Genomic DNA, 24,044 nt, shown 5'->3' on the forward strand with positions numbered 1-24,044 from the left:
CCACCCGCTACGACAAGACCCGTGAGTCCTACCAGGCCACCGTCACCATCGCCTCACTCCTGCTCTGGATCTGACCCTTTGAAGACGATCTCTAGCAGGGACGCCCGCGTGCGTCCACCGCACGGAGCTGCTCCACGCGGGCGTGCTGCGCGGGTACTCGGTGGCCCTGGCCGCACAGCTGGACGTCACCCGTTCGTGAGGCGTCGCCGCCGGGTGACTCCGGGTAGAGCTGTGGCCGGAGGCGAGCCATGGATCAGACCACGTTGCGTCCCAAGCCGATGCCGGGCAGGCAGCCCGGCCAGCACCCCGGCCAGAACCCGGTCCCGGACCACGGCCAGAACCCGGTCCCGGACCCCGGAAGGCGTTCTGTGAAATGGCGGCCCGATACGGGAAAGCGGCCCGAGAAGAGCCGTCGACCGCATGCCGCCCGGCGCCGCGGGCGACGTCTGACGACCCTGCTGTTCGGGCTGCTGTGCGCGGTGGTCCTGGTGCTCTGCGGCGTCGGACTCGGCACGGTGAGCGCCACGGTCATCGGCATGAGCAAGCTCGCCGAGACGCAGAAGGCGGCGCGGGGCGCGGGTGCCTCCGCGCAAGACTCGGGTGCCGCCGTCCGAGACCTGGCTGCCCCCGCTCCGCGGCCCGGCGCTCCCGTCCCGCAGCCCGGCGCCTCACCCCAGAAGCCCGGCGCTCCCGCCCCGACCGCGAAGCCACCCACATCCGCCGAACCGGGCCCGCACCCACCCGCGCCGCGCAGCAGGACGGCCACGACCGCCACCACCGCTACCACCGCCACGCTCGGCATCGAGGCCGTCGACGCCCCCGGAGGAGCGGGGGCGCTCCTGGTCGGCGTGCACGTTCCCGGGCCCGGCCACACCGCGGGGCTGGTGCGCGGCGACACCCTGCTCGCCTTCGGTGGGACGCGCATCGGGTCGGCGGCCCGGCTCGCCTCCGTGATCGGCGCGGCGCGACCCGGCAGGGCGGTGGCCCTGACGGTGCGCCATGAGGGCGGCGGACGCCAGCTCCTGCCGGTCAGGCCGGGAGTCGTGACCTGAACGACCACCCACCCCTGACTCTCAGCCCTCCCACGCCCGTCCACCAGCACCCCGGCAACACGCTCGCGAACGTCCATGGCGGGAGGCAAGATGCAGGCGTACCCAACAGGAGGTCTTCATGAGCACCGCGCCCGCGCCCGCGCCCGCCCCCTTCACCGCCGACGACTACAAGGCCCGTATGGAGCGTGCCGCCGCCACGGCCGCCGAGGCGGGCCTCGCCGGCCTCCTCGTGGCTCCGGGCCCCGACCTCGTGTGGCTCACCGGCTACCAGCCGACCGCGACGACCGAGCGCCTGACCGTCCTGGTGCTCGCGGCGGGACAGGACCCCGTACTCGTCGTGCCCACCCTGGAGGCGCCGGACGCCGCGCGCGCCGCCGGTGCGCCCGCGCTGACCCTGCGGGACTGGACCGACGGCAAGGACCCGTACGCCGTCACCGCCCCGCTCCTGGACGTGTCCGGCCGCTTCGGAGTGAGCGACAACGGCTGGGCGATGCATCTGCTCGGCTTCCAGAACGCGTTGCCCGACACCTCGTACGTGTCCCTCACCGAGGGGCTTCCGATGCTCCGTGCCGTCAAGGACGCGGCCGAGCTGGAGCGCCTCGCGGCGGCGGGCGCGGCGGCCGACGCGACGTACGAGGAGATCAAGAAGGTCCGGTTCGCGGGCCGCAGGGAAACGGACGTCGCCGCCGATCTCGCGGATCTGCTGCGGCAGTTCGGGCACTCCCAGGTCGACTTCACCGTCGTCGGTTCGGGCCCCAACGGCGCCAACCCGCACCATGAGGCGGGCGACCGCGTCATCGGCCACGGCGACATGGTCGTCCTCGACTTCGGCGGCCTGCTGCACGGCTACGGCTCGGACACCTCCCGCACCGTCCACGTCGGCGAGCCGACCGCCGAGGAGCAGCGTGTCCACGACGTGGTGCGCGAGGCGCAGGCGGCGGGCTGCGCGGCGGTACGGCCCGGCGCCGCCTGCCAGGACATCGACCGTGCGGCCCGCGCCGTGATCACCGAGTTCGGCTACGGCGAGCGCTTCATCCACCGCACCGGGCACGGCATCGGCGTCACCACCCATGAACCGCCCTACATGATCGAGGGCGAGGAGCAGCCGCTCGTGCCGGGCATGTGCTTCTCCGTGGAGCCGGGCATCTATCTGCCCGGCCGCTTCGGAGTGCGCATCGAGGACATCGTCACGGTCACCGAGGAGGGCGGCCGACGGCTGAACACCACCGCCCGCGAGATGGCGATCGTCGACTAGGCGGCGACGGGGCGGGGGCCAGGTGACGATGTCCAGGACGGGCGCCCGACACTGCTGACCCCGGAAACCATCCGGGACCGCCTTGAGCGCTCGTCCTTACCTCTGCGGTTTTCGACGGTGGCCGCTCTGGCCCGGGCAGAAGCACTTCGCGCCGGGGCCACGCCAAGGCAAATCGCCTCCGAGATGTCCATGGCGGACTGAGGGTTGAGCCGTGTACGCCGACAGCTCGCCGACCGAGAACACGTACCGAACGTCGACTGCGCAGCGAGGCAGTCGCCGCGGCGATCACCGCCGATGCCTCAACCGGCATGACGTCGGTCCCACCAGGTCTACCTACTGAGCGGGAGTCGTTTCGCGGCAGAACGGTGTACGGCGCGAAGCTCCACGGCGCAGAGCTCCACGGCGCGCTTGGATACCCTCCGCCCTCGGTATTGCCCCAGTAACGGGTGTGGGACGTGCGTGCCCTATGCGGTGGCCAGGATCACGCACGATTCGGCGGGCAGCCGTACCACGCCGTCCACGCCGGGTGCGGCAATCGGCTCCCAGGCGGCGAGCACGCGCGCGTGGCGCCCGTCCAGCGGTACGACGGCGGGCTCCTTGCCGAGGTTCACCGCGATCCGCAGGTCTCCGCGCCGGTACGCGAACCAGCGGGCCTCCTCGTCGTAGGCGACCCGCACCGCCGCCAGGTCGGGGTCGGTCAGGTCGCCGCGGGTGCGCCGCAGGGTGATCAGCTCGCGGTACCAGGCGAGCACGCGCGCGTGGTGGCCCTCCGCGGGTTCGGACCAGTCGAGGCAGGAACGCTCCCGCGTGCCGTGGTCCTGCGGGTCGGGGATGTCCTCCTCGGCCCAGCCGTGTGCCGCGAACTCCCGCCGCCTGCCCCGGCGCACGGCATCCGCGAGTTCGGGGTCGGTGTGGTCGGTGAAGAACTGCCAGGGCGTCGAGGCGGCCCACTCCTCACCCATGAACAGCATCGGCGTGAAGGGGCCGGTGAGCATGAGAGTGGCCGCGCAGGCGAGCCGTCCCGGGGAGAGCGAGGCGGAGAGCCGGTCGCCCTGCGCGCGGTTGCCGACCTGGTCGTGGGTCTGCGTGTAGCCGAGGAAGCGGTACGCGGGCGTCCGTGCCCGGTCCACGGGGCGGCCGTGGGCGCGGCCGCGGAACGTCGAGTACGTCCCGTCGTGGAGGAACCCGCGGGTCATCGTCTTGGCGAGGGCGGCGAGCGGGGCCCTCGCGAAGTCCTCGTAGTACCCCTGCGCCTCACCGGTGAGCGCGGTGTGCAGCGCGTGGTGGAAGTCGTCGTTCCACTGCGCGTGCAGGCCGAGGCCACCGCTCGCGCGCGGGGTGACGGTCCGCGGGTCGTTGAGGTCGGACTCGGCGATCAGCGCCAGCGGCCTGCCGAGCTCGCCGGCCAGGGAGTCGACGGCAGTGGAGAGTTCCTCCAGGAAGTGCAGCGCGCGCGTGTCCCGCAGCGCGTGCACCGCGTCAAGCCGCAGACCGTCGATGCGGTAGTCGTCGAGCCAGGCGAGGGCGCTGCCGACGAGGTAGGCGCGCACCTCGTCGGAGCCGGGCGCGTCCAGGTTGACCGCAGCGCCCCAGGGCGTCTGGTGCGTCTCGGTGAAGTAGGGGCCGAAGGCGGGCAGGTGGTTGCCGGACGGGCCGAGGTGGTTGTGGACGACGTCGAGGACGACGCCGAGCCCGTGCGCGTGCGCCGCGTCGACGAATCGTTTCAGCGCCTCGGGTCCGCCGTACGGCTCGTGCACCGCCCAGAGCGAGACCCCCTCGTACCCCCAGCCGTACTTCCCCGGGAAAGGGCACAGCGGCATCAGCTCCACATGCGTGACACCGAGCTCCGCGAGGTGCCCGAGCCGGTCCGCCGCCGCGTCAAGGGTGCCCTCGCGCGTGTACGTACCCACGTGCAGCTCGTACAGGACGGCGTCCCGCACGTCGCGTCCCGCCCACGGCGTGCGCCACCCGTACCGGCCGTGGTCGACGACCGCACTGAGCCCGTCGGGCCCGTCCGGCTGGCGCCGTGAGCGCGGGTCGGGCAGGACCGGGCCCCCGTCCACCGCGAAGCCGTAACGCGTGCCGTCCTCGGCCGGCGCCTCGCCCGACCACCACCCCGCGCGGTCCGCGTCCCGCTCCAGCGCGCGCGAGGCCCCCGCACACTCCAGTACGACCCGCTCGGCCTCCGGCGCCCACACTTCGAACTTCACCGACGGTTCCCCTTCGTCCGCTGTCCGTCACACCGTGCGTCCCATGGTGCGTCAGAAACCGGCCGTGCGGAGGGAGAAGTGATCGATCGTGCCGCGTTCCTGCCCTTCTGGACACCCGGGGCGCAATTGGCCGACAATCTCCGGGTGACCTCCTCCTTTGAGTTCTCCACGTACCCCGCGCGGGTGACGGACGCCGAGCGCGACCGGGCGCTGGACGCACTCAAGGAGGGCGCGGCCGTCGGCAGGCTCTCGCACGACACGTTCCTGCGCCGCATGGAGCTCGTACTGGCCGCCCGCAGGCCCGACGAGCTGGCCGCGCTCACCGCCGACCTGCGGACCGAGGGGCGCTGGACGCGCCTGGTGCTCGGCGGCGTCGGCGCGGTCTCCGGGTTCACGATGAAGCTGCGCAGGGCCTGGCAGGCCGAGCGGCTGCCGAAGCTGCTGCTGCCGTCGCCCGACAGCCCCTACCCGCTGCGCATCGGCCGCGACCCCGCCAACGGCCTGCGGCTCAGCCACGACACGGTCTCCCGGGTCCACGCCGAACTGCGCCGCCAGGGCGGCAAGTGGGTGCTGCGCGACCTCGGCTCGACCAACGGCACGTCCGTCAACGGCCGCAGGGTGACCGGCGCCGCCCTCGTCCAGGACGGCGACCTGGTCAGCTTCGGCCGGATGGCCTTCCGCCTCGCCACGGGCTGACCGCGCCGCCACGGTCACCCGCGGTCGTGGTCGGCCTCCACGCGCGCGTACCGGGCGGCGGCGACCGTCGTACGTGACTGGTGCTTCACCTGGTGCTCCAGAGGCACCCACCGGGCCCTGAACCGCTCGGCGAACGCCTCGCTCCACTGCGTCACCAGGCGTTCCAGGCGCGGCGCCGCCCGGTCGCCCGCCTCGTCGAGGACCCGCAGCAGCATCGCGGCCGCCCGCAGCGGCAGGCGCCTGCCGAAGGCGTCGACGCTCCCGATGTACGCCATGGACGTGCCCGCGGGCGGCAGCCGCCACCAGTCGTCGGCGAGGCCCGGCACCAGGGCGAGCGCCCAGCGCGCCGCCCGCAGCAGCGGCCCGTCGGCGCCCGGCAGCCGCGGCAGGGCCTCGCCGAGGACCTCCTCGACGAGCCGCGCGTCCCGCCGCAGCCGCCGCGCGAGCGCCCGCATCGCCCGCACCGGCGCCGGGTGCGCCGCCGGGTCGTCCACCAGATCGCTCGCCCACATCGGCACCTCGACGATCGCGGTACGCCCGCCGTACCGGTGGGTGCGGTGCCAGGTGGTGAGGCGGGCGTCCTCGGGCAGGCTCGGGTACGCGGCCGCCGCGCCGATGTCGGGCAGTACGTGGACGCCCGGCCCGGAGACGTGCCAGCCCGCCGCGTCGGACGCCCCGGTCTCCACCGGTATGCGCAGTTCCGCCGCCGACTTGGCGAACGGCTCGGCGAGGCCGGGGATGTCCTTCGTCAGCTGCACCCAGCTGCCGCCCAGATCGGTGCCGTGCAACGAGACCTGCAAGTAGGGCCGCAGTTCGTCGATGACGGCGGTCAGCGCGCGGGTCTCGGGCGGCAGCCGGTCGGGCGGCAGCACGGAGGGCGACCACTCGGGCTGCTCGGGGCCCGCGGGGCGGAAGAAGTGCCGGTGATAGTCCAGGAGCGAGCGCGGGGCGGGCGTGCGGTGCAGGCTCGCGCCGTCCGGGTCCGCGCAGAGCAGGAAGTGCCAGGACGTGTCGGCGCGCAGCCGCGGATCGCGCAGGGTCAGCTCGGCGAGGTGCAGGAGCGTCGAGCCGCCCGCCGGTTCGTTGGCGTGCGCCCCCGCGACGACGAGGACCGCTCGGGCGCAGCGCCCCACCGACAGCAGGTGCAACGGCCGCCCCGCGCGCGAGGCACCCACTTCGCGCAGGGCGCTCAGTTCGGGACGATGGGCTGTCAACCGGCGTGCGGCCAGGATGATTTCAGGAACGCTGGGATAGTGCTGCACCGCCAGTTGGCCCCCCGTCCGGTCCACCACTGAGGCAATCGCAGTACGCCACGCCCCTTGGGACGTGTCAAGAACACGCACGGGGGGCGGCGCCCCGCGCGGCCCCACCCGTACCGCCTGTGAGGCTCGCGCCGGGCACCGTCCGGCAGCGGTCCCGGACCGCCCCGCGCGACCATTCGCCGCGCCGACGCCCAGGTCGGAGCCCGCGGGGCGCCGCACCAGCGCCTCGCCCGCCCCCGGAACCACCCCGGAAGTCGGCCGCCGAGCCGCCGTCCGTGCCCCTTCCGGAGCCCACCGCGGCGCCTGCGCCCGCCCTGGGCGCACGGCCCGCACAGGCGGCGGACCCGGCCCGGCCACGGCTCCCGGGGCGCCGCACACGCCCCGCCCTGCTCGGCCCCGCCTCACCCGGCCTCACCCCGCCTCGCCCGCCCCGGCGTCACCCCGCCCCGTCCTCACCCCGCCCCGTCCTCAAATCCCGCCCCGGCCCCGGCCGGTCTCGCCTCGCCCGGCCCCGGCCTCGCCCGGCGTCACCCCGCCCCGGCCCCGACCCCGCCTCACCCGGCCTCACCCCGCCTCGCCCGCCCCGGCGTCGCCCCGCCCCGTCCTCAAATCCCGCCCCGGCCTCGCCCGGTCTCGCCTCGCCCGGCCCCGGCCTCGCCCGGCCCCGACCTCGCCCGGCGTCACCCCGCCCCGGCCCCGCCTCACCCCGCCTCGCCCGGCCCGGCGTCGCCCCGCCCCGTCCTCACCCCGCCCCGGCCCCGGCCGGTCTCGCCTCGTCCCGCTTCGCCCCGCCCCGGCCCCGCCCCGCCCCGCCCGGCCTCGCCCCGTCTGGCCCTGCCTCGCCCCGCCCCGCCGAGAACGGTCCGCGCGCCCTGCGCTGAATCCCGGGCCGGTCAGGCGGTCAGGCCGATTCCCCACGCCTCCCGGACTCGACCCGTCCGCCCTCGGCGACCCGCTCAAGGAGCGCCACCGGCGACGCCGCGAAAAGCTCCGCCACGCGCGCGTGTCCCTCGAACTCCCGCCCCGGGGCGAGCAGATCCGTCCACCGGCCCGCCGGGAGTGCCAGACGCGTATCCCGCCAGCCGCCCGCGTCGGCCAGGCGCAGGGAGAGGCGCGTCACCGCCGCCACGACCTCGCCGGAACGGGCGAACGACACGCAGTGCGCCGCGCCCGGCCCCTCGGCGGCCAGCGGCTCGTACGTCGCCGCGCCCCCGAACAGCTCCGGCCGCCCGCGCCGCAGCCGCAGCGCGGCCGCGGTGAGCGCGAGCTTCTCCTCCGCGAGGTCCACGCGCTCCGGCTCGGCGTCGAGCCGCTCAAGGACGTGCGGCTGGAAGTGCGCGGGCCGCCGGTTGTCCGGGTCGACCAGGGCGCGGTACTCGCTCTCCGTGCCCTGGTAGACGTCGGGCACTCCGGGCATCGTCAGGTGCAGGAGCGCTGCCCCGAGGACGGTCGCCCGTACATGGTCGGCCAGCTCCTGCGCGAAGGACGCCACCGTGTGCAGCGGCGGCCCGCAGGGGCCCGCCTCCACGAACGCCGCCACCGCCTTCTCGTACGCCGCGTCGGGCTCGGTCCAGCTGGTGTGCAGGCCCGCCTCGCGCACGTGCTTCAGGAGCGCGTCCCGCAACCGCGTGTCGTAGGGGATGCCGAAGCCGACCGCCGTCTGCCAGGCGGCCCAGGCCAGCTGCGGATCGGGCGCGCAGGCGCCGCCCACGCGCGCGGTCTGCTCGGTCAGCTCGGCGACGAGGTCCGCCCACCGCTCGGGGCACTGGGACAGGACGGAGATGCCCGCCCGCACATCGGCGCTGCGCTTGGTGTCATGGGTCGTCAGGACCGTGCCCGAGTAGGGCCAGTCGCGCTGCACGCGCGCGCAGTACGCGTGGAACTCCTCCATGGGCACCGCGGGACGCTCGGGCGCGCCGCCCACCTCCGCCGAGGAAAGGAGCGGCGCGTGCCGGTAGAACGCGGTGTCCTCGACGGCCTTGGCGCGCAGCGCGGACGACGTCTGCGCGAACCGCGCGCGGAACTCCGCCACCGCCGCCCGCACCTTCGGGTCCCGCTCCGTGCGCGCCCGCCCCAGCGCCAGGTCCCGTACGACGTCGACCGCGGCGGCCTCCTCGGGCACGCCGAAGGCGGCCCTGGCCTCGTCGGCCGCGCCCTCGGTGAGGACCGTCTCCGGGGCGTCGCCCCCGCGGACGTAGGGCCGGTAGACGGGGAGCCGCACGAGCAGCTCCCTGAGCGCGGTGCGCAGCGCCCACGGCGCGTGATCGCGCAAGGAGGGCTCCGCCGCGCAGATCCCGGCCGCCACCCGGGTGAGGCGGTCGACCTCGGCGGCCAGTTCGTGCGTGACGACCTTGTACGCGGCGCGGCGTACCGTGGCGTCCCAGTCGCCGCCCCGGTCCACGGGCGGCGCCGCGAAGCGCCGGTACTGGCCGAGCAGCTCACCGGCGCCCGCCGGGTCGGTGAAGACGCCGTCGATGTGGCGCAGCGCGTCGTAGCCGGTGGTGCCGGCCACGGGCCAGGCGGCGGGGAGGTGTTCGCCGTCGGCGAGGATCTTCTCCACCACCGTCCAGCGGCCGCCGGTCGCCTCGTGCAGCTTCTGGAGGTACGCGCCCGGGTCCGCGAGGCCGTCGGGGTGGTCGATCCGCAGGCCCTCGACGACGCCCTCGCGGAGCAGCTGCAGAATCTTCCGGTGGGTCGCGTCGAAGACGTCCGGGTCCTCGACGCGCACGCCGATGAGATCGGAGATGGTGAAGAAGCGCCGGTAGTTGAGCTCCGTGCGGGCAAGGCGCCACCAGGCCAGGCGGTACCACTGCGCGTCCAGGAGCTCGGGAAGCGGCAGCCGCGCGGTGCCCTCCCGGAGGGGGAACGCGTGTTCGTGGTAGCGAAGGACATCGCCGTCGACCCGGAGCTGCCCGAGCTCGTCGCCGAGCCTGCCCCCGAGGAAGGGCAGCAGGACACGCCCGCCGCCCGCCTCCCAGTCGATGTCGAACCAGCCCGTGTACGGCGACCCGGGGCCCTCGCGCAGCACCTCCCACAGCGCGTGGTTGTGGCGCGGCGCCGCCGCCATGTGGTTCGGCACGATGTCCACGACCAGACCGAGCCCGGCCGCGCGGGCGGCGCGCGACAAGGCCCGCAGCCCCTCCTCGCCGCCCAGTTCATCGCGCACGCGCGCGTGGTCCACGACGTCGTAGCCGTGGGTCGACCCGGGGACGGCCTCGAGCACCGGCGACAGATGCAGGTGAGAGACGCCCAGTGAGGCCAGATGGGGGACGGCCTCCTCGGCGGCGGCGAAGGGGAAGTCCGGCTGCAGCTGCAGCCGGTAGGTGGCGGTGGGCGGCGGGACCGCGGGTCCGGGGCGCTCCGGCGTCATGCGCGTCATGTGAACGTACGTACCCCCCTCGGCGGCTTTCGTGTCATTGACTCATGCGTGCCCACGCCACCGCGTCGTTAGCTTCGGACGATGGCTCAGAACACGCGGGACGCGTACCGCACCGTGCTCCGGACGACCGGGGTCCTGCTCCCCGTCGTCTCGTTCCTCGGCAGGCTGCCCGTGGCCATGATCCAGTTCGGCAGCGTGCTCCTGGTGGCCGAGACCAGCGGGTCGCTGGCCACCGGCGGAATCGTCGCCTGCGCGCTCGCGCTGGGCCAGGTGGCCCTGGGGCCGTACGTCGGACGCCTCGCGGACCGGCGCGGCCAGCGCCCCGTGGTGCTCGCCTTCTCGCTCCTCAACGCCGTCGCGATCACGGCCTACACCCTGGGCGCCGTCGCGGGGCTGCCGACGCCCGCCCTCGTCGCCCTGGGCGTCCTTACGGGCGCCACGATCCCGGGCATCGGCCCGCTGGCCCGCGCGAGGGTGGTCCCGCTGATCCGGGCGGCGGGCGGCGACGACCGGCTCGTGGGCACCGTGCTGTCCCTGGAGAGCACCATGGACGAGCTGTCCTTCGTGCTCGGCCCCGCTTTGGTGGGGCTCGCCTCCGTGGCGGGCCATCCGGAGTACGCGTTCGGGGCGGCCGCGCTCCTTGTCGCCGGATGCGGCACGGCCTTCGCGCTGCACCCTACGGGCCGGACCACCGGGGCGGACACCACGGGCACAGCGGACACCGCGGACACCGGGGGACACACGCGCACACGCGCGCGTGGCGCGCGTCCGCGACTGCCACGCCCGGTGTACGTGGTGCGGGTCGGGCTGCTCTTCCTGGGAGTGCTGCTCGGCGCCTGCGGGGCGGGCATCACCGAGCTCACGAAGGAGTTGGGGCAGCCGGGGCAGGCCGGGCTCGTGTACGCGGCGATGGGGGTCATGAGCGCCGTGGTGGGGGTCTCCATGGCCGCGGTGCCCGAGCGGTTCGGGCTGCCGGCGCGCTGGCGCGTGGCAACGGCCGCCGCGACGCTCCTTTCGCTGCCCCTGGTGTGGACCGACAGCCTGTTGGGCCTCTACGCAGTGGTCACCCTCTTCGGCGCGGTCTACGCCCCGAACCTCATCACGGGCTTCGCGCTGACCGAGCGCGCCGTGCCGCCGCAGCGGCTCGCCGAGGGCATGACCTTCGCGGCGAGCGCCTTCGTCGGCGGGCAGGCGGTGACGCTTGCGGTGGCGGGGCGCCTCGCGGAGTCGCACGGCGCGGGGGCGGCGTTCGCCCTCGGCAGCGCGGCCGCGGCGGCGGCGTTCGCGGTGGCCCTGATCGCCCGCCACGAACCGCCCCACCACGGACAGCCCCCCGCCGACACCGCCCGCCACGAACCGCCCCACCACCGACGGCCCCCCGCCGACGCCTCCGCTCAGCCGCCCCGCGCCGCCGTCACGCCGGACGCTGCAGCACCATGAGGCTCCGGTCCGCAAGCGTGAGCCGGTCGCCTGCCCGCACCTTCGGTCCGCCGTCCGACGGCACCCCGTCCTCCAGGGCCGTGTCGATCACCATCTGCCACTGCCTGCCGTGGTTGACCGGCACCACGAACTCCGTCGGTTCCGGCGCCGCGTTGAACATCAGCAGGAACGAGTCGTCCGCGATCCGCTCACCGCGCGGCCCCGGCTCGGAAATGGCGTTGCCGTTCATGAACACGCTCAGCGCCCGCGTCTGCGAGGCGTCCCAGTCGCTCTGCTCCATCTCCGCGCCCTCGGGCGTGAACCAGGCGATGTCGGACAGCTCGTCGCGCGTGCCCTGGACCGGGCGGCCGTGGAAGAACCGGCGCCTGCGGAAGACCGGGTGGTCGCGCCGCAGCATCGCCATCGTCCGGGTGAAGGCGAGCAGGGAGTTCTCGCCGTCCGGCCAGCGCACCCACGCCAGTTCGTTGTCCTGGCAGTACGCGTTGTTGTTGCCGCCCTGGGTGCGCGCGAACTCGTCGCCGTGGCTGAGCATCGGCACGCCCTGGGACAGCATCAGGGTGGCGATGAAGTTCCGCATCTGGCGCGCGCGCAGGGCGAGGACGCCCTCGTCCTCCGTCTCGCCCTCCGCGCCGCAGTTCCAGGAGCGGTTGTGGCTCTCGCCGTCCTGGTTGTTCTCGCCGTTGGCCTCGTTGTGCTTGTCGTTGTACGCGACGAGGTCGTGCAGCGTGAACCCGTCGTGGCAGGTGGTGAAGTTGATCGACGCGAGCGGGCGCCGGCCGTCGTCCTGGTAGAGGTCGGACGAGCCGGTGAGCCGGGACGCGAACTCCGCGAGGGTGCGCGGCTCGCCCCGCCACAGATCGCGCACCGTGTCGCGGTACATGCCGTTCCACTCGGTCCACAGCGGCGGGAAGTTGCCCACCTGGTAGCCGCCCTCGCCGACGTCCCAGGGCTCGGCGATCAGCTTCACCTGGCTGACCACCGGGTCCTGCTGCACGAGGTCGAAGAACGACGAGAGCCGGTCCACCTCGTGGAACTGGCGCGCGAGCGTCGCCGCGAGATCGAAGCGGAACCCGTCCACATGCATGTCCGTGACCCAGTGCCGCAGCGAATCCATGATCATCTGAAGGACGTGCGGCGAGCGCATCAGCAGGGAGTTGCCGGTCCCCGTGGTGTCCATGTAGTAGCGGGGATCGTCCATGAGGCGGTAGTACGAGGAGTTGTCGAGGCCCTTGAAGGAGAGCGTGGGGCCCAGGTGGTTGCCCTCGGCCGTGTGGTTGTAGACGACGTCGAGGATCACCTCGATGTCCGCCTCGTGCAGCGCCTTCACGGCCTGCTTGAACTCCAGGACCTGCTCGCCACGGTCGCCCCACGAGGCGTACGCGTTGTGCGGGGCGAAGAAGCCGATGGTGTTGTAGCCCCAGTAGTTGTTCAGGCCCATGTCCACCAGGCGGTGGTCGTTCACGAACTGGTGGACCGGCATCAGCTCCAGCGCCGTCACGCCGAGTCCGGTGAGGTGCTCGATGATCGCCGGGTGCCCGAGCGCCGCGTAAGAGCCGCGCAGTTCGTCCGGAAGGTCCGGGTGCAGCATCGTCAGGCCCTTCACATGGGCCTCGTAGATCACCGTCTCGTGGTACGGCGTGCGCGGCGGGCGGTCGTCGCCCCAGTCGAAGTACGGATTGACCACCACCGAGGTCATCATCTGCGGCGCCGAGTCCAGGTCGTTGCGCGCGTCGGGCCGGTCGAAGTGGTAGCCGTACACCTCCTCGCCCCAGTCGATGCGCCCGCTGACCGCGCGCGCGTACGGATCGAGCAGCAGCTTCGCGGAGTTGCAGCGGTGCCCCTGCTCCGGTGCGTAGGGGCCGTGCACCCGGAAGCCGTACCGCTGTCCCGGCATGATGCCGGGCAGATACGCGTGCCGCACAAACGCGTCGGACTCGCGCAGCTCGATGGCTGTCTCCGCGCCGTCGTCGTGCAGCAGACACAGCTCCACACGCTCTGCGGTCTCGGAGAAGACCGCGAAATTCGTACCGGCTCCGTCATACGTGGCACCTAAGGGATACGCCTGCCCAGGCCAGACCTGCATGTATACGACTCTTCCACTCACGCCCCCTCGAGTCGGGGCCACTTTGGCCAGAGTCTGCCCGAAAGTGGGGCAACCACCCCGCAGTTGAGCCCGTCTAACCGACCGACCACATACTCGGCATGCCCACCAGAGGGGTGCCAGGGGAGTAGGGGGAGTAAGTGCGAGAAACAGTCAGACGCCATCTCGGGAAGGTGGTGGCGGGCGCGGCGGTAGCGGCGGCCGCCACCGCTGTGCTGGTGGGCGTCGCTCTGCCGGGATCGGGGGCGGGCGGCTCGGGGGACCGCCAGGCCAACGCGGCAGCGGCGGACCAGGACGCCATCGCGAAGGACGGCGTCGTGGAGGCCGCGCCCGAGGAGGGCTCGGCGGGCATAGGCAGCGACCCGCTGACCGACGACGAGATGGCACGCGTCGAGAAGGCCTCGGAATCGGGCCAACTGCGCACCAGCGCCCGCGACGTCGAGGGGGACCGTGGCCCGCAGCTGCTGTCCACGAACCTCAGCGAGCCGGAGCCCGGCGACAGCGGGGCCGCACCACCGCGCCGCGCCGAAGTCGTCTACTACGACTACAAGAAGGACGCCGTCATCACCAAGACGGTCGATGTGAAGACCGGCAAGGTGACGGGGACGACCACCACTCAGAACGTACAGCCGCCGCCCAGCCGGGAAGAGCTCACCGAGGGCGCGAAGCTGCTGATCGCCGACCAGCTCGGCAACGGCCTGAAGAAGGACTTCCAGCACGCCACGGGCAAGGCGCTGACCGGCCCCGGGCAGCTGGAGCTGAGCGGCATGGTCTTCCGCAAGGAGACCGTGAAGCATGTGCCGTCCGACCTCGCCGAGTGCGGCAAGCACCGGTGTCTGCAGGTCATCACCAAGGTCAAGAGCGGCCCGTGGATCGACACCCGGTCCCTCGTCGTCGACCTGAGCACCCGCACCGTGGACCGGCTCGGCTGAGACGCGCCGCCCACGCACGACACCACACGCCACCTTCTCCTCGCACGAGGGAGTCCACTCCGCAATGCACGTCAACAGAGCTTCGCGCGCCCGCAAACGGGTCACCATGGCCCTCGCGGTCCCCGCGCTCCTCGGCGGCGCCATGACCGTCGCCTCATCACCCGCATCGGCCGCGCCCCAGGCGCCGTCCGCCGCGCCCGCCGCGGCGGCCGACTGCAGTGACGCCTACAAGATCGAGCAGACCGTCGACGGCGGCACGACCTGGCGCATGTGCTGGCACTACAACACGCTCTCCGGCCTGATACTCGACAAGATCAGCTACCAGCCGAAGGGCGAGCCGAAGCCCATACCCGTCCTGACCAGTGCCCGGCTCGCCCAGGTGCACGTCCCCTACGACGACGGCAAGGCCGAGTACAACGACGTCACGGGGACCGACTTCGGCCAGGCCCTGCAGAACCTCAAGGCCGGCGAGTGTCCCGGCGGCACCATCAAGACCGTCAAGGTGCCGCACCGGGGCGACGTGAAGGGCCTGTGCACCACCACGCGCGCGCGTGGGCACGCCTACCGCCTCAACGACGACCAGTCCACCGGCGGCACCGGCAAGGTCTACACCGCCCAGGCCAAGGACCTGCTCGTCTACACGGTGAACAAGGCCTCCTGGTACGAGTACATCACCGAGTGGCGGTTCTCCTCGGACGGCACCATCACGTCCAACGTCGGCGCGACCGGCAGCCTCTCGCCGTACGACTACGACGGCGGCGACGACCGCGGCTGGCCGATAGGCAAGGGCGACCAGGCCAAGGCCGAGAGCCACGCCCACAACGTCTTCTGGCGGCTCAACTTCGGCCTGGACGGCTCTCCGAAGTCCAGGGTCGAGCAGTACGACTCCACGGTCACCCCGCCCACCGGCGACGGCAGCCCCACCACGAAGACCACCCGCACCAAGGTCACCAAGGAGCTCGCCGGTGACCGCAAGGACATGCGCTGGTGGCGCGTGGTCAGCAACACCGGCAAGAACAAGGACGGCCACCCGCGCTCGTACGAGATCGTGCCGGGACCCAGCAACAAGCACGCAGGGCGGCCCTTCACCAAGCACGACGTGTACTTCACCCAGTACAAGGCGTGCGAGCAGTACGCGAGCGACAATCCGAGCTGTGGCAACGGCGTGCCGACCAGCGTCGACAAGTGGGTGAACGGCCAGACCCTGGACCACCCCGTCACCTGGGTGCACATCGGCTTCCACCACATCGCGCGCGACGAGGACCAGCAGCCGATGCCGGTCCACTGGCAGGGCTTCTCGCTGGCCGCGCGCGACGTCACCGCTATGAGCCCGCTCACTCCGCAGGATCTCGCGAACCAGAACGGCCAGCCGCCGATGGGCGGTTGAGAATCCACCCCGCCCATCGGGCTGCACCGCCCGCCGCTCCCGGAGTACCCTTCCTTGATCGTTGACCGGGGGAGTGTTCGGGGGCGGAAGGCGGTGCGCGGGTGAGCTCGGGTGGTCGGGAGCTGACCCCTGGTGACGAGGGTCACGAGGGGGGCTCCGCGGACGTACCTCCCGGAGCGGTGTCTCTGGCACGGCCGATGGAGATGGGATCTCAGATCGGACCCGAACTGGACTGGGATGCCGACGCCTGGCGCGAGGTCCGTACGCGCGCACAGCGTGCCGGGCGGGCCTACATCTGGCTGAATCTGGTGGAGCAGCGGCTGCGCGCGGTCGTGGCCGCTGTTCTGCGTCCGGTCTACGAGCCGGTCCACGCCGACGACTGGGTGGTGGCCGCCGCGGGGCCCGCAGGTCAGGAGTGGGTCCAGCGGGCCGTCGCCGTACGCGAGGTGAGCCGCCGCAAGGGCTATCTGCTCGACCCGGCCGACGACAACGTCCTCAGCTTCCTCACGCTCCCGCAGCTGCGGGAGCTGATGGTGCAGCACTGGCCGTGCTTCGAGCCCTACCTGGACGACCGGCGCGACGTCGAGCTGGCCCTGGACGAGCTGGAGGTCACCCGGAACGTCGTCTCCCGCAACCGCGCCCTCTCCGAGGCGGTCCTCGCCCAGGCCGAACGGGCCTCGGCCAGACTCCTCGACATACTCGGCGCGGGCACCGACACGCCTTCCGCGCGGCGCCTTCCCGTCGACGCCGTCGAGGACCTGGTCGGCGACCGGTACGCGGACGTGGTCGGCGTGCACCCGGACCGGGTGCGGCTCCTGCGGCAGTTCCCCGCCGAGGACATCTTCGGCGGCGCCCGCCGCCTCGACGCGATCGGCATAGGCCTCAACCTCCTGGTGCAGAACTTCTCGGGGCGGCGCCTGGTGCGGCTCGCGGAGTCCGGCTGCCGGGCGCGCCTGCTCTTCATCAACCCGGCGAGCAGCGCGGTCAAGCGCCGGGAGCGGGAACTGGGCCTGAGGAAGGGCGAGTTGAGCCGCGCCGTCGAGACGAACATCCTGCACATGCGCCGGGTCAGGGCGCGCCTTCGTGACCCGGGCGCCTTCGAGATCCAGGTCTTCGACGAGACCCCGCGCTTCACCGCGTACCTGGTCGACGGGGACGGCGCGGACGGTATCGCCGTCATCCAGTCCTATCTGCGCGGGACCCGGGGCATGGAGGCGCCGGTGCTCGTGCTGCGCGGCGGCAGCCGGGTGGTGAAGTCGGGCGATCCGGGCGAGGGCGGTCTTTTCGTGACGTATCGCGAGGAGTTCGAGCTGGCCTGGGCGGACTCGCGGCCGGTGTCGTGACCTCCCCGCCGGGGCGAAGCGGAACGCGGCCCTCGGATTGTCAGTGGCGCATGCGATCGTGGTGGCCACTGGGGGAAAGCACCACGAAGAAGAGGGGGCGGCCATGGGCTGGCACCGGGAGCTGCTGATCGGTTTCGACCTGGAGACCACGGGGACGGACCCGAGCGAGGCACGCATCGTCACCGCCGCGGTGATAGAGGTCAAGGACGGCGAGACGCTGGGCCACCGCACCTGGCTGGCGGACCCGGGCGTGCCGATCCCGGCCGACGCGGTCGCCGTGCACGGCATCACGGAAGAACGGGCGGCGGCCGAGGGCAGGCCCGCCGCCGAGGTGGCGAACGCGCTCGCGGACGTCCTCACCTCGTACTGGCAGGCGGGCGTCCCGGTCGTCGCGTACAACGCGGTCTTCGACCTGAGCCTGCTCTCCGCGGAACTGCGCAGGCACGGCCTGCCGTCCCTGCGCGACCGCCTCGGCGGCAGCGACCCGGCCCCCGTCATCGATCCCTACACGATCGACCGCTCAGTGGACCGCTACCGCAGGGGCAAGCGGAACCTGGAGGCGGTCTGCACGGAGTACGGCGTGGTCCTGGAGTCCGCCCATGACGCCGCGGCCGACGCCCAGGCGGCGGCCCGCCTCGCCGGCGCGATAGCCGACCGCCACCCGAAGGTCGCCTCGCTCGGCCCGGCGGAACTGCACCGCCGCCAGATCGAGTGGTACGCGGCCTGGGCGGCGGACTTCCAGAACTTCCTGCGGAAGAAGGGGAACGAGGACGCGGTGGTGGACGGCCTCTGGCCGCTGCGCGACTAGGCTGCGCGACCGGACCGCGGGCGCCTAAAGGGGTTCGAGGGAGCCGCTCAGAACGGGTACCAGCGGACCGTCGTGTCGCCGTCCCGCAGGGACGCCACCCGGCGCCGGAACTCGGCCAGCGCCTTCGGGTTGGCCGGCGCGTGCTGCGCGACCCACGCGCAGCTGGCCGTCTCCCGGGCGCCCCGCAGCACCGCACACCCCTCCCACTCCCGCACGTCCCACCCGTAGACCGACACGAACCCGTCGTATGCCTGTGCGGAGAGCCCGTAGCGGTCGTGGGAGAGCGCCATGACGACCAGGTCGTGCTCCCGCAGATCGGCCGAGAAGGTCTCCAGGTCCGCGAGGACCGGGCCGTCCGGACCGATCAGGACGTTGCGGGGCAGCGCGTCACCATGGATGGGGCCCGGCGCCAGGCGCGGGGTCAGCGCGGCGGCGGCTGCCGCGAAGCCGTCCCTGCGCGCCCGCAGATAGTCCGCGTCCGCCGGATCGACCGCGTCACCCGCGAGCCGCAGCCACCGCTCGACGCCGCCGAGCAGTTCCCGGCGCGGGAGCTCGAAGGAGGGCGAGTCCAGTTCGTGCACGAGACGGAGCAGCGCCGCGAGGTCACGCGGCTCGGCGGGGCGCACGGCCTCGGGGAGCCGGTGCCAGAGCGTCACCGGATGCCCGTCCACCAGCCGGGCCTCGGCCTCGGCGGGCCGCACGGCGGGGACGCCCGCCTGCTCCAGCCATCCGGCGACCGCCAGCTCGCGCCGCGCCCGCGCGAGGAGTTCGGGGTCGGCGCGGCCGACCTTGACGACCAGGGCGCCGAGGGCGAACACCGCGTTCTCGCCGAGGGCGAGCAGCCGGGCCCCGCCCACCGGAACCGCCAGACCCGTCGCCTCCAGTACGTCCCGCGCCCGCGCCTCGTCCATCCGTGCCTCCCGCACCCGTTGCCCCGTTCGCCGGACAGTCTCGCATTCGCACAGGCCAACCGATGTGCGCGGGCGCCCGGCTGCTTGACGTATCAAGATCACATCAGCACGATGACGGAGGCCGCGCGGGCGGTCGAACGCCGGCCGAGCCGCCCGAAGGAGCCGATTTCCGTGACATTGGCGACCGCGACCGCGACGAAGCGGTCAGCGAGAGGCACACCGGGCAGCGGGTCCGCGGACCACGGCGCGTGGTTCCTGGTGCTGCCCGCGCTGATCCCGATCCTCGTCCTCAGCGTAGGGCCGCTCCTCTACGGCATCGCGCTCGCCTTCACCGACTCCCAGTCGGGCCGCACCGAGCCCACGCAGTGGATCGGCGCCCTCAACTTCCAGGACCTACTGCACGACACGCTCTTCTGGGACTCGTTCCGGATCGGCCTGCTGTGGGCGTTCGGCGTCACCGTGCCGCAGTTCTTCCTCGCCCTCGGCCTCGCCCTCCTGCTCAACCAGCCGCTGCGTCTGCGCTGGCTCGCGCGGGCGCTGGCGATCATCCCGTGGGCGATGCCCGAGGTGGTCGTCGGCATCATGTGGCGGCTCGTCTACCACCCGGACGCGGGCGTCCTCAACGAGACGCTCACCGACCTCGGCCTCGGGGACGGCAAGGACTGGCTGACCGGCACGGGCACCGCGCTCCTCGCCGTGGTCGTCGTCGGGATCTGGGCCGGCATGCCGCAGACCACCGTCGCCCTCCTCGCCGGGCTCCAGAACACCCCGCGCGAACTGCACGAGGCCGCCGCGATGGACGGCGCGGGCGCCTGGCGCCGCTTCCGCACCGTCACCTGGCCGGCCATCAAGCCGGTCGCGCTCGCCATCACGGCGCTCAACTTCATCTGGAACTTCAACTCGTTCGCCCTGGTCTACGTCCTCACCCAGGGCGGCCCCGGCGGCCGCACCCGGCTGCCCATGCTCTTCGCCTACGAAGAGGCCTTCCGCTACGGCCAGTTCGGGTACGCGGCGGCCATGGGCTGCGTCATGGTCGCGGTGATCTCGGTGATCCTCGCCGTCTACCTCGTGGGCCGCCTGAAGGGGGACGACGAGTCATGATGCGCACGAAGAGGACCACGCGCGCCGCGCAGTACACGGCGCTCGCCGCCTATCTCGTCTTCCTCGCCTTCCCGTTCCTCTGGCTGATCTCCACGGCCTTCAAGCCCACCCGGGAACTGGGCAGCCTGCACCCCACCTGGATCCCGAAGGACCCGACGCTGGACAACTTCCGGCAGGCCTTCGACGAGCAGCCCCTCCTGCGGGCCGCGGGCAACTCGCTGATCGCGGCGCTCAGCGCGGCCCTGATCGCGGTCGTCATCGCGACCCCCATGGCGTACGTCATGGCCAGGCACCGCAACCGCCTGGCGAAGGCGGCGACGGGCTGGGTGGTGATCAGCCAGGCGTTCCCGTTCGTCCTCATCATCATCCCGCTCTTCCTGGTCCTGAAGAACCTCCACCTGATCAACTCTCTGCTCGGCCTGATCCTGGTGTACGTGGTGTGGTCGCTGCCGTTCGCGCTGTGGATGCTCGTCGGGTACGTCCGCGCGGTCCCCGCCGAGCTGGAGGAGGCCGCGGCAGTGGACGGCGCGAGCAGGGTGCGGACGTTCGTGTCGGTCGTCGCGCCGCTGCTCGCGCCCGGCATCGTGGCCACGTCGATGTTCGCCTTCATCACCGCGTGGAACGAGTTCTTCTTCGCGCTCGTCCTGCTCAAGACCCCGGAGAAGCAGACCTTGCCGGTCATCCTCAACCGCTTCATCGGCACGGAGGGCGTCGCCGACCTCGGGCCGCTAGCCGCCGCCGCGTTCCTCGCGACCATCCCCTCGCTGGTCATCTTCGCGATCATCCAGAAGCGGATCACCGGCGGCATGCTGGCCGGGGCGGTGAAGGCCTGATGCGCCGCCCGCGCCCGCGCCTCCGCCCGCGTCTGCTGACCGCGGCCGCCGCCACGGCCGCGCTCGCCCTGCTGCTGGGCGGTTGCAGCGGCGACTCCGGCGACGACGACGGGAAGATCACCCTCCAGTTCCAGTCCCTCGCCTGGCAGAAGGAATCCGTCGACGCCAACAAGGCGCTGGTCGAGGAGTGGAATGCCACCCACCCGGACGTCAAGGTCGAGTTCGTCCAGGGCAGCTGGGACAGCGTCCACGACCAGCTGCTCACCTCCTTCGAGGGCGGCGAGGCGCCGGACATCATCCACGACGCGTCGGACGACCTCGCCGACTTCGCGTACGGCGGGTATCTCGCGGACATCGGCGAACTGCTCCCCGAGCGGCTGAAGTCCGACATTCCGCGGCGCAGCTGGGAGACGGCGACGTTCGACCACGGGATCTACGGCGTGCCGTTCCTCCAGGAGCCGCGCGTCCTGATCGCCAACTCCACCTGGCTGAAGAAGTCGGGCGTACGCGTTCCGACCCCCGCCAAGCCGTGGAGCTGGCCGGAGTTCCGCAGGATCGCCAAGGAGCTGGGCGACGGCGAGGACGGCAGGTACGGCGTCGCCTGGCCGCTCAAGGAGCCGGTCTCCGCGACGCTCAACCTCTCCCTGTCGACCGGCGGCCGGATGTTCCACCGCGGAGCCGACGGCAAGGTCGACGTCCGCTTCGACGCGGCCGACGCGGTCATGCCGCGTACCGTCCACGACCAGGTCAACACCGACAGAAGCGCCTCGGACAGCACCCTCGGCATGGGCGGCTCCGACACCCTGCCCGGCTTCTTCGGCGGCAAGTACGCGATGGTCCCGCTCGGCTTCTCCTACCGCCAGCAGATCGTCCAGCAGGCGCCCGAGGGCTTCGACTGGCAGGTGCTCCCGGCACCGGCGGGCAAGGAGGGGACCGCGCAGGGCGTCAGCCCGCAGACGCTCTCCATCGCCGAGGACAGCCCGCACAAGAAGGAGGCCGTCGAGTTCATCGACTTCCTCCTGCGGCCGGCGAACATGGTGAAGCTGGCGCGCGGCGACTGGATGCTGCCGACCGGCAAGCAGGCGCTGAAGGACCCCGCCCTGCGCACGCAGAAGGACGGCTGGGCCACGGGCACCGCCCTCGCCAAGGGCCTGCGCCCGGCTCCCGCGCAGACGGTGCGCGGCTACCCGGAGTGGAAGGACAAGGTGGCGACCCCGGCGCTCCAGGAGTACTACAGCGGGGCGATCGACATCGACGAGCTGCGGAAACGGCTGGTGAAGGACGGAAACCTGGTCCTCGCGCGGTACCAGCGGCAGTAGACCGGCCCGAGAGCCCGTCGCTCAGCCCCGCGGTCCGTTGCCCTGCCCGGCCCGCACGAGGCCCGACTCGTACGCGACGATCACCGCCTGCGCGCGGTCCCGCACCCCGAGCTTGGCGAAGATGCCGGTGGCGTGGTTCTTGACGGTCTGCACGCCGATCCGCATGCGCTGCGCGATCTCGGAGTTGTCGAGCCCCGCGGCGATCAGCCGGAGGACCTCGACCTCGCGCGGAGTGAGGCTCGAGAGGTCCTCGCCGGGCGGATGTGCGGCGGGGGCCGGTGTCACGAAGGTGGCGAGCAGGCGGGTGAGCAGGCGCGGGGCGACGACGGCCTCGCCGCGGTGCACCGTGCGCAGCGCCGCCACCAGTTCCTCGGGCGAGACGTCCTTGGGCAGGAAACCGGCCGCGCCCGCCCGCAGCGCGCCGACCACGTGCTCGTCCATGTCGAAGGTGCTCAGCGCGAGGACTCGGCACCCGGGCAGCTCGGCGGCCAGGCGCCCGGTGGCCCCGACGCCGTCGAGTACCGGCATGCGGATGTCCATCAGGACCACGTCGGGGCGCAGTTCGTGGGCGGCAGCGATGGCCTGCTCGCCGTCGCCCACCTCGCCGACGACCTCGACGGCGGGGTCCGAGAGCAGGATCAGGGACAGTCCCCGGCGCACCAGCGGCTGGTCGTCGGCGATGAGCACGGTGATCCGGCCGGACTCCGCGCCGGTCCCGGACGCGCTGTCGGCTCCCGTGCCGGGGCCGGTGGGTGAGGTCATCGGACGGTGCCTTCCTTGTCGTACGCGTCGACGGGCAGCGGCACGCTCGCGGCCACCTCGAAGCCGCCTTCCGTACGGTTGCCGGCACGCAGCGAACCGTCGTGCAGCGCTATCCGTTCCCGCATGCCCACCAGACCGTACCCGCCGCCCCGCACGCCCCCGCCGGGCGGCCCGCCGTCACCGGCGCCGTCGTCGGCCACCTCGACGGTGACCCGGTCCGGGAGATAGCCGAGCCGCACCGTGGCGCGGGCCGGACCCGCGTGCTTGCGGGCGTTCGTCAACGCCTCCTGGACGATTCGGTAGAGGGTGAGGCCGACCGACTCCGGCAGCGGGCGGGGCCGGCCGCTCACGTGGAGTTCGGCAGGCAGACCCGCGGCGGTCGTGTCGGCGACGAGCCGCTCGATGCCGTCCACCCCGGGCTGCGGCTCCGACGACGTCTCCTCGGGGGAGTCGGTGCTGCGCAGCACCCCGAGGAGCTGCCGCATCTCGCGCAGCGCCGTACGGCCGGACTCCTCCAGGGTCACCAGCGCCTCGCGGGCGGTCTCGGGGTCGCGGTCCAGGGTCGCTCTGGCCCCGCCGGACATCAGGTACATGGTGGTGATGTGGTGGGCCACGATGTCGTGGAGCTCGCGCGCGATGCGGCGCCGCTCCTCGCCCACCGCGCGGTCGGCGAGGAGTCCGCGGTTGATGTCGAGCTGCCGTTTCCACTGCCGCACCCCGAGGCCCGCGCCGACGACGAGGGCCGGGGTGACCAGTACGTCGATGGCGATGTTCGCGACCGGCAGGTCGCCGAGCACGCCCCGTACGAGCTGGACGGGCAGGGCGGCCAGGACGGCGAGCGCCACGGCGCGCGGCCCGCTGTACCTGGCCACCGTGTACAGCGCCACCGTGACGGCGCCGCCGTAGCTGTTCACCATGGGAGTGCCCGGGTCGACGGCGAGCCCGAGGTTGACGGCCGTCTGCACGGCGAGGACCGCGCCGAGCACCGGCAGGGGGTGGTGGCGCCGGAAGAGCAGCGGGGGCGCGGCGGCGACGACGAGCAGCACACCGAGCACGGTGAAGCGCGTCCCCGGCAGGCCCTCATCGCCGGGGGCGAGGTAGGCGAGGATGTCGAGCCCCGTCACGACGACGGTGAGCAGTGCGTCGCCCCACGTCGGCCGCGGCCCGCCGGTGGGCGGCGCGGGCGGGAAGAAGTCGCGGCGCATCCGCGCGCCTCCAAGTCGAGCCGGTCGGCCGGGCCCTGGCGTCCCGAT

The 24,044-nt window shown here is 72.9% G+C and carries 18 protein-coding genes; 11 read left to right on the forward strand and 7 right to left on the reverse strand.

Annotated elements, in window-relative coordinates; all coding sequences use genetic code 11:
• Nucleotides 1-248 precede the first annotated feature (248 nt).
• Nucleotides 249-1,052, forward strand: coding sequence for a PDZ domain-containing protein (locus AC07DI_RS15470; RefSeq protein ID WP_478904825.1), 804 nt, complete (start codon nucleotides 249-251; stop codon nucleotides 1,050-1,052).
• A gap of 118 nt (nucleotides 1,053-1,170) precedes the next feature.
• Complete coding sequence (locus AC07DI_RS15475) at nucleotides 1,171-2,307, forward strand: M24 family metallopeptidase (protein ID WP_478904826.1); 1,137 nt, start codon at nucleotides 1,171-1,173, stop codon at nucleotides 2,305-2,307.
• 464 nt (nucleotides 2,308-2,771) lie between these two features.
• Here the strand turns inward: AC07DI_RS15475 and treZ are convergent, their stop codons facing one another.
• The gene (gene treZ / locus AC07DI_RS15480) at nucleotides 2,772-4,517 is read right to left on the reverse strand and encodes a malto-oligosyltrehalose trehalohydrolase (protein ID WP_478904827.1); all 1,746 of its coding nucleotides are present in this window, start codon (nucleotides 4,515-4,517) and stop codon (nucleotides 2,772-2,774) included.
• Between the two features lie 144 nt (nucleotides 4,518-4,661).
• Between treZ and AC07DI_RS15485 the strand changes: the two genes are divergently transcribed.
• The gene (locus AC07DI_RS15485; protein ID WP_478904828.1) at nucleotides 4,662-5,213 is read left to right on the forward strand and encodes an FHA domain-containing protein; all 552 of its coding nucleotides are present in this window, start codon (nucleotides 4,662-4,664) and stop codon (nucleotides 5,211-5,213) included.
• A gap of 14 nt (nucleotides 5,214-5,227) precedes the next feature.
• Here the strand turns inward: AC07DI_RS15485 and AC07DI_RS15490 are convergent, their stop codons facing one another.
• Nucleotides 5,228-6,481, reverse strand: coding sequence for a M14 family zinc carboxypeptidase (locus tag AC07DI_RS15490; protein WP_478905089.1), 1,254 nt, complete (start codon nucleotides 6,479-6,481; stop codon nucleotides 5,228-5,230).
• An 895-nt stretch (nucleotides 6,482-7,376) separates the two neighbouring features.
• On the reverse strand, nucleotides 7,377-9,845 hold the full coding sequence (gene treY / locus AC07DI_RS15495; protein WP_478905090.1) for a malto-oligosyltrehalose synthase: 2,469 nt from the start codon (nucleotides 9,843-9,845) through the stop codon (nucleotides 7,377-7,379).
• Between the two features lie 90 nt (nucleotides 9,846-9,935).
• Here treY and AC07DI_RS15500 point away from each other — a divergent pair, with 90 nt between their 5' ends.
• Nucleotides 9,936-11,294, forward strand: coding sequence for an MFS transporter (locus AC07DI_RS15500; protein ID WP_478904829.1), 1,359 nt, complete (start codon nucleotides 9,936-9,938; stop codon nucleotides 11,292-11,294).
• Here AC07DI_RS15500 and glgX read toward each other — a convergent pair.
• Entirely contained in the window at nucleotides 11,269-13,377 is a 2,109-nt protein-coding gene (glgX, locus tag AC07DI_RS15505) for a glycogen debranching protein GlgX (protein WP_478904830.1), read from the reverse strand. The two genes, AC07DI_RS15500 and glgX, sit on opposite strands and share 26 nt — an antisense overlap.
• Nucleotides 13,378-13,535: 158 nt before the next feature.
• Here glgX and AC07DI_RS15510 point away from each other — a divergent pair, with 158 nt between their 5' ends.
• From AC07DI_RS15510 to AC07DI_RS15525, 4 genes are all read left to right on the forward strand, one after another.
• Nucleotides 13,536-14,327, forward strand: a complete 792-nt coding sequence (locus tag AC07DI_RS15510; RefSeq protein WP_478904831.1) for a Tat pathway signal sequence domain protein — start codon at nucleotides 13,536-13,538, stop codon at nucleotides 14,325-14,327.
• Between the two features lie 64 nt (nucleotides 14,328-14,391).
• Nucleotides 14,392-15,714 (forward strand): copper amine oxidase, encoded by a 1,323-nt coding sequence (locus AC07DI_RS15515; protein ID WP_384248531.1) that lies wholly within the window; start codon nucleotides 14,392-14,394, stop codon nucleotides 15,712-15,714.
• Between the two features lie 101 nt (nucleotides 15,715-15,815).
• A complete protein-coding gene (locus AC07DI_RS15520; RefSeq protein ID WP_478904832.1) occupies nucleotides 15,816-17,057 on the forward strand; it encodes an SAV2148 family HEPN domain-containing protein in 1,242 nt (413 codons plus the stop codon).
• 103 nt (nucleotides 17,058-17,160) lie between these two features.
• Complete coding sequence (locus AC07DI_RS15525) at nucleotides 17,161-17,865, forward strand: 3'-5' exonuclease (protein ID WP_384248527.1); 705 nt, start codon at nucleotides 17,161-17,163, stop codon at nucleotides 17,863-17,865.
• A gap of 47 nt (nucleotides 17,866-17,912) precedes the next feature.
• Here AC07DI_RS15525 and AC07DI_RS15530 read toward each other — a convergent pair whose 3' ends face one another.
• Complete coding sequence (locus AC07DI_RS15530) at nucleotides 17,913-18,776, reverse strand: phosphotransferase enzyme family protein (protein ID WP_384248525.1); 864 nt, start codon at nucleotides 18,774-18,776, stop codon at nucleotides 17,913-17,915.
• A 111-nt stretch (nucleotides 18,777-18,887) separates the two neighbouring features.
• On the opposite strand from AC07DI_RS15530, the gene AC07DI_RS15535 reads away from it, so the two are divergent.
• Genes AC07DI_RS15535 through AC07DI_RS15545 form a run of 3 tightly spaced genes read left to right on the forward strand, consistent with a single transcriptional unit; the run spans nucleotide 18,888 to nucleotide 22,029 of the window.
• Complete coding sequence (locus tag AC07DI_RS15535; protein WP_478904833.1) at nucleotides 18,888-19,877, forward strand: carbohydrate ABC transporter permease; 990 nt, start codon at nucleotides 18,888-18,890, stop codon at nucleotides 19,875-19,877.
• Nucleotides 19,874-20,710 (forward strand): carbohydrate ABC transporter permease, encoded by an 837-nt coding sequence (locus AC07DI_RS15540; protein WP_478904834.1) that lies wholly within the window; start codon nucleotides 19,874-19,876, stop codon nucleotides 20,708-20,710. The genes AC07DI_RS15535 and AC07DI_RS15540 overlap by 4 nt, the downstream gene beginning before the upstream one ends.
• Nucleotides 20,710-22,029 (forward strand): ABC transporter substrate-binding protein, encoded by a 1,320-nt coding sequence (locus AC07DI_RS15545; RefSeq protein ID WP_478904835.1) that lies wholly within the window; start codon nucleotides 20,710-20,712, stop codon nucleotides 22,027-22,029. Before AC07DI_RS15540 ends, AC07DI_RS15545 begins: the two co-directional genes overlap by 1 nt.
• Nucleotides 22,030-22,050: 21 nt before the next feature.
• Here the strand turns inward: AC07DI_RS15545 and AC07DI_RS15550 are convergent, their stop codons facing one another.
• Complete coding sequence (locus AC07DI_RS15550; RefSeq protein ID WP_384248521.1) at nucleotides 22,051-22,791, reverse strand: response regulator; 741 nt, start codon at nucleotides 22,789-22,791, stop codon at nucleotides 22,051-22,053.
• The gene (locus tag AC07DI_RS15555; protein ID WP_478904836.1) at nucleotides 22,788-23,996 is read right to left on the reverse strand and encodes a sensor histidine kinase; all 1,209 of its coding nucleotides are present in this window, start codon (nucleotides 23,994-23,996) and stop codon (nucleotides 22,788-22,790) included. The genes AC07DI_RS15550 and AC07DI_RS15555 overlap by 4 nt, the downstream gene beginning before the upstream one ends.
• Nucleotides 23,997-24,044 lie beyond the last annotated feature (48 nt).

The organism is Streptomyces sp. NPDC044106 (assembly GCF_056433985.1).

What these genes read in the sequence shown, in the direction of transcription:
- glgX (WP_478904830.1), bottom strand. Translation starts at nt 13,377, where the DNA reads ATGCAGGTCTGGCCTGGGCAGGCGTATCCCTTAGGTGCCACGTATGAC.
- AC07DI_RS15540 (WP_478904834.1), top strand. Translation starts at nt 19,874, where the DNA reads ATGATGCGCACGAAGAGGACCACGCGCGCCGCGCAGTACACGGCGCTC.
- AC07DI_RS15475 (WP_478904826.1), top strand. Translation starts at nt 1,171, where the DNA reads ATGAGCACCGCGCCCGCGCCCGCGCCCGCCCCCTTCACCGCCGACGAC.
- AC07DI_RS15530 (WP_384248525.1), bottom strand. Translation starts at nt 18,776, where the DNA reads ATGGACGAGGCGCGGGCGCGGGACGTACTGGAGGCGACGGGTCTGGCG.
- AC07DI_RS15555 (WP_478904836.1), bottom strand. Translation starts at nt 23,996, where the DNA reads ATGCGCCGCGACTTCTTCCCGCCCGCGCCGCCCACCGGCGGGCCGCGG.
- AC07DI_RS15535 (WP_478904833.1), top strand. Translation starts at nt 18,888, where the DNA reads ATGACGGAGGCCGCGCGGGCGGTCGAACGCCGGCCGAGCCGCCCGAAG.
- treY (WP_478905090.1), bottom strand. Translation starts at nt 9,845, where the DNA reads ATGACGCCGGAGCGCCCCGGACCCGCGGTCCCGCCGCCCACCGCCACC.
- AC07DI_RS15545 (WP_478904835.1), top strand. Translation starts at nt 20,710, where the DNA reads ATGCGCCGCCCGCGCCCGCGCCTCCGCCCGCGTCTGCTGACCGCGGCC.
- AC07DI_RS15550 (WP_384248521.1), bottom strand. Translation starts at nt 22,791, where the DNA reads ATGACCTCACCCACCGGCCCCGGCACGGGAGCCGACAGCGCGTCCGGG.
- AC07DI_RS15525 (WP_384248527.1), top strand. Translation starts at nt 17,161, where the DNA reads ATGGGCTGGCACCGGGAGCTGCTGATCGGTTTCGACCTGGAGACCACG.
- AC07DI_RS15500 (WP_478904829.1), top strand. Translation starts at nt 9,936, where the DNA reads ATGGCTCAGAACACGCGGGACGCGTACCGCACCGTGCTCCGGACGACC.
- AC07DI_RS15515 (WP_384248531.1), top strand. Translation starts at nt 14,392, where the DNA reads ATGCACGTCAACAGAGCTTCGCGCGCCCGCAAACGGGTCACCATGGCC.
- AC07DI_RS15470 (WP_478904825.1), top strand. Translation starts at nt 249, where the DNA reads ATGGATCAGACCACGTTGCGTCCCAAGCCGATGCCGGGCAGGCAGCCC.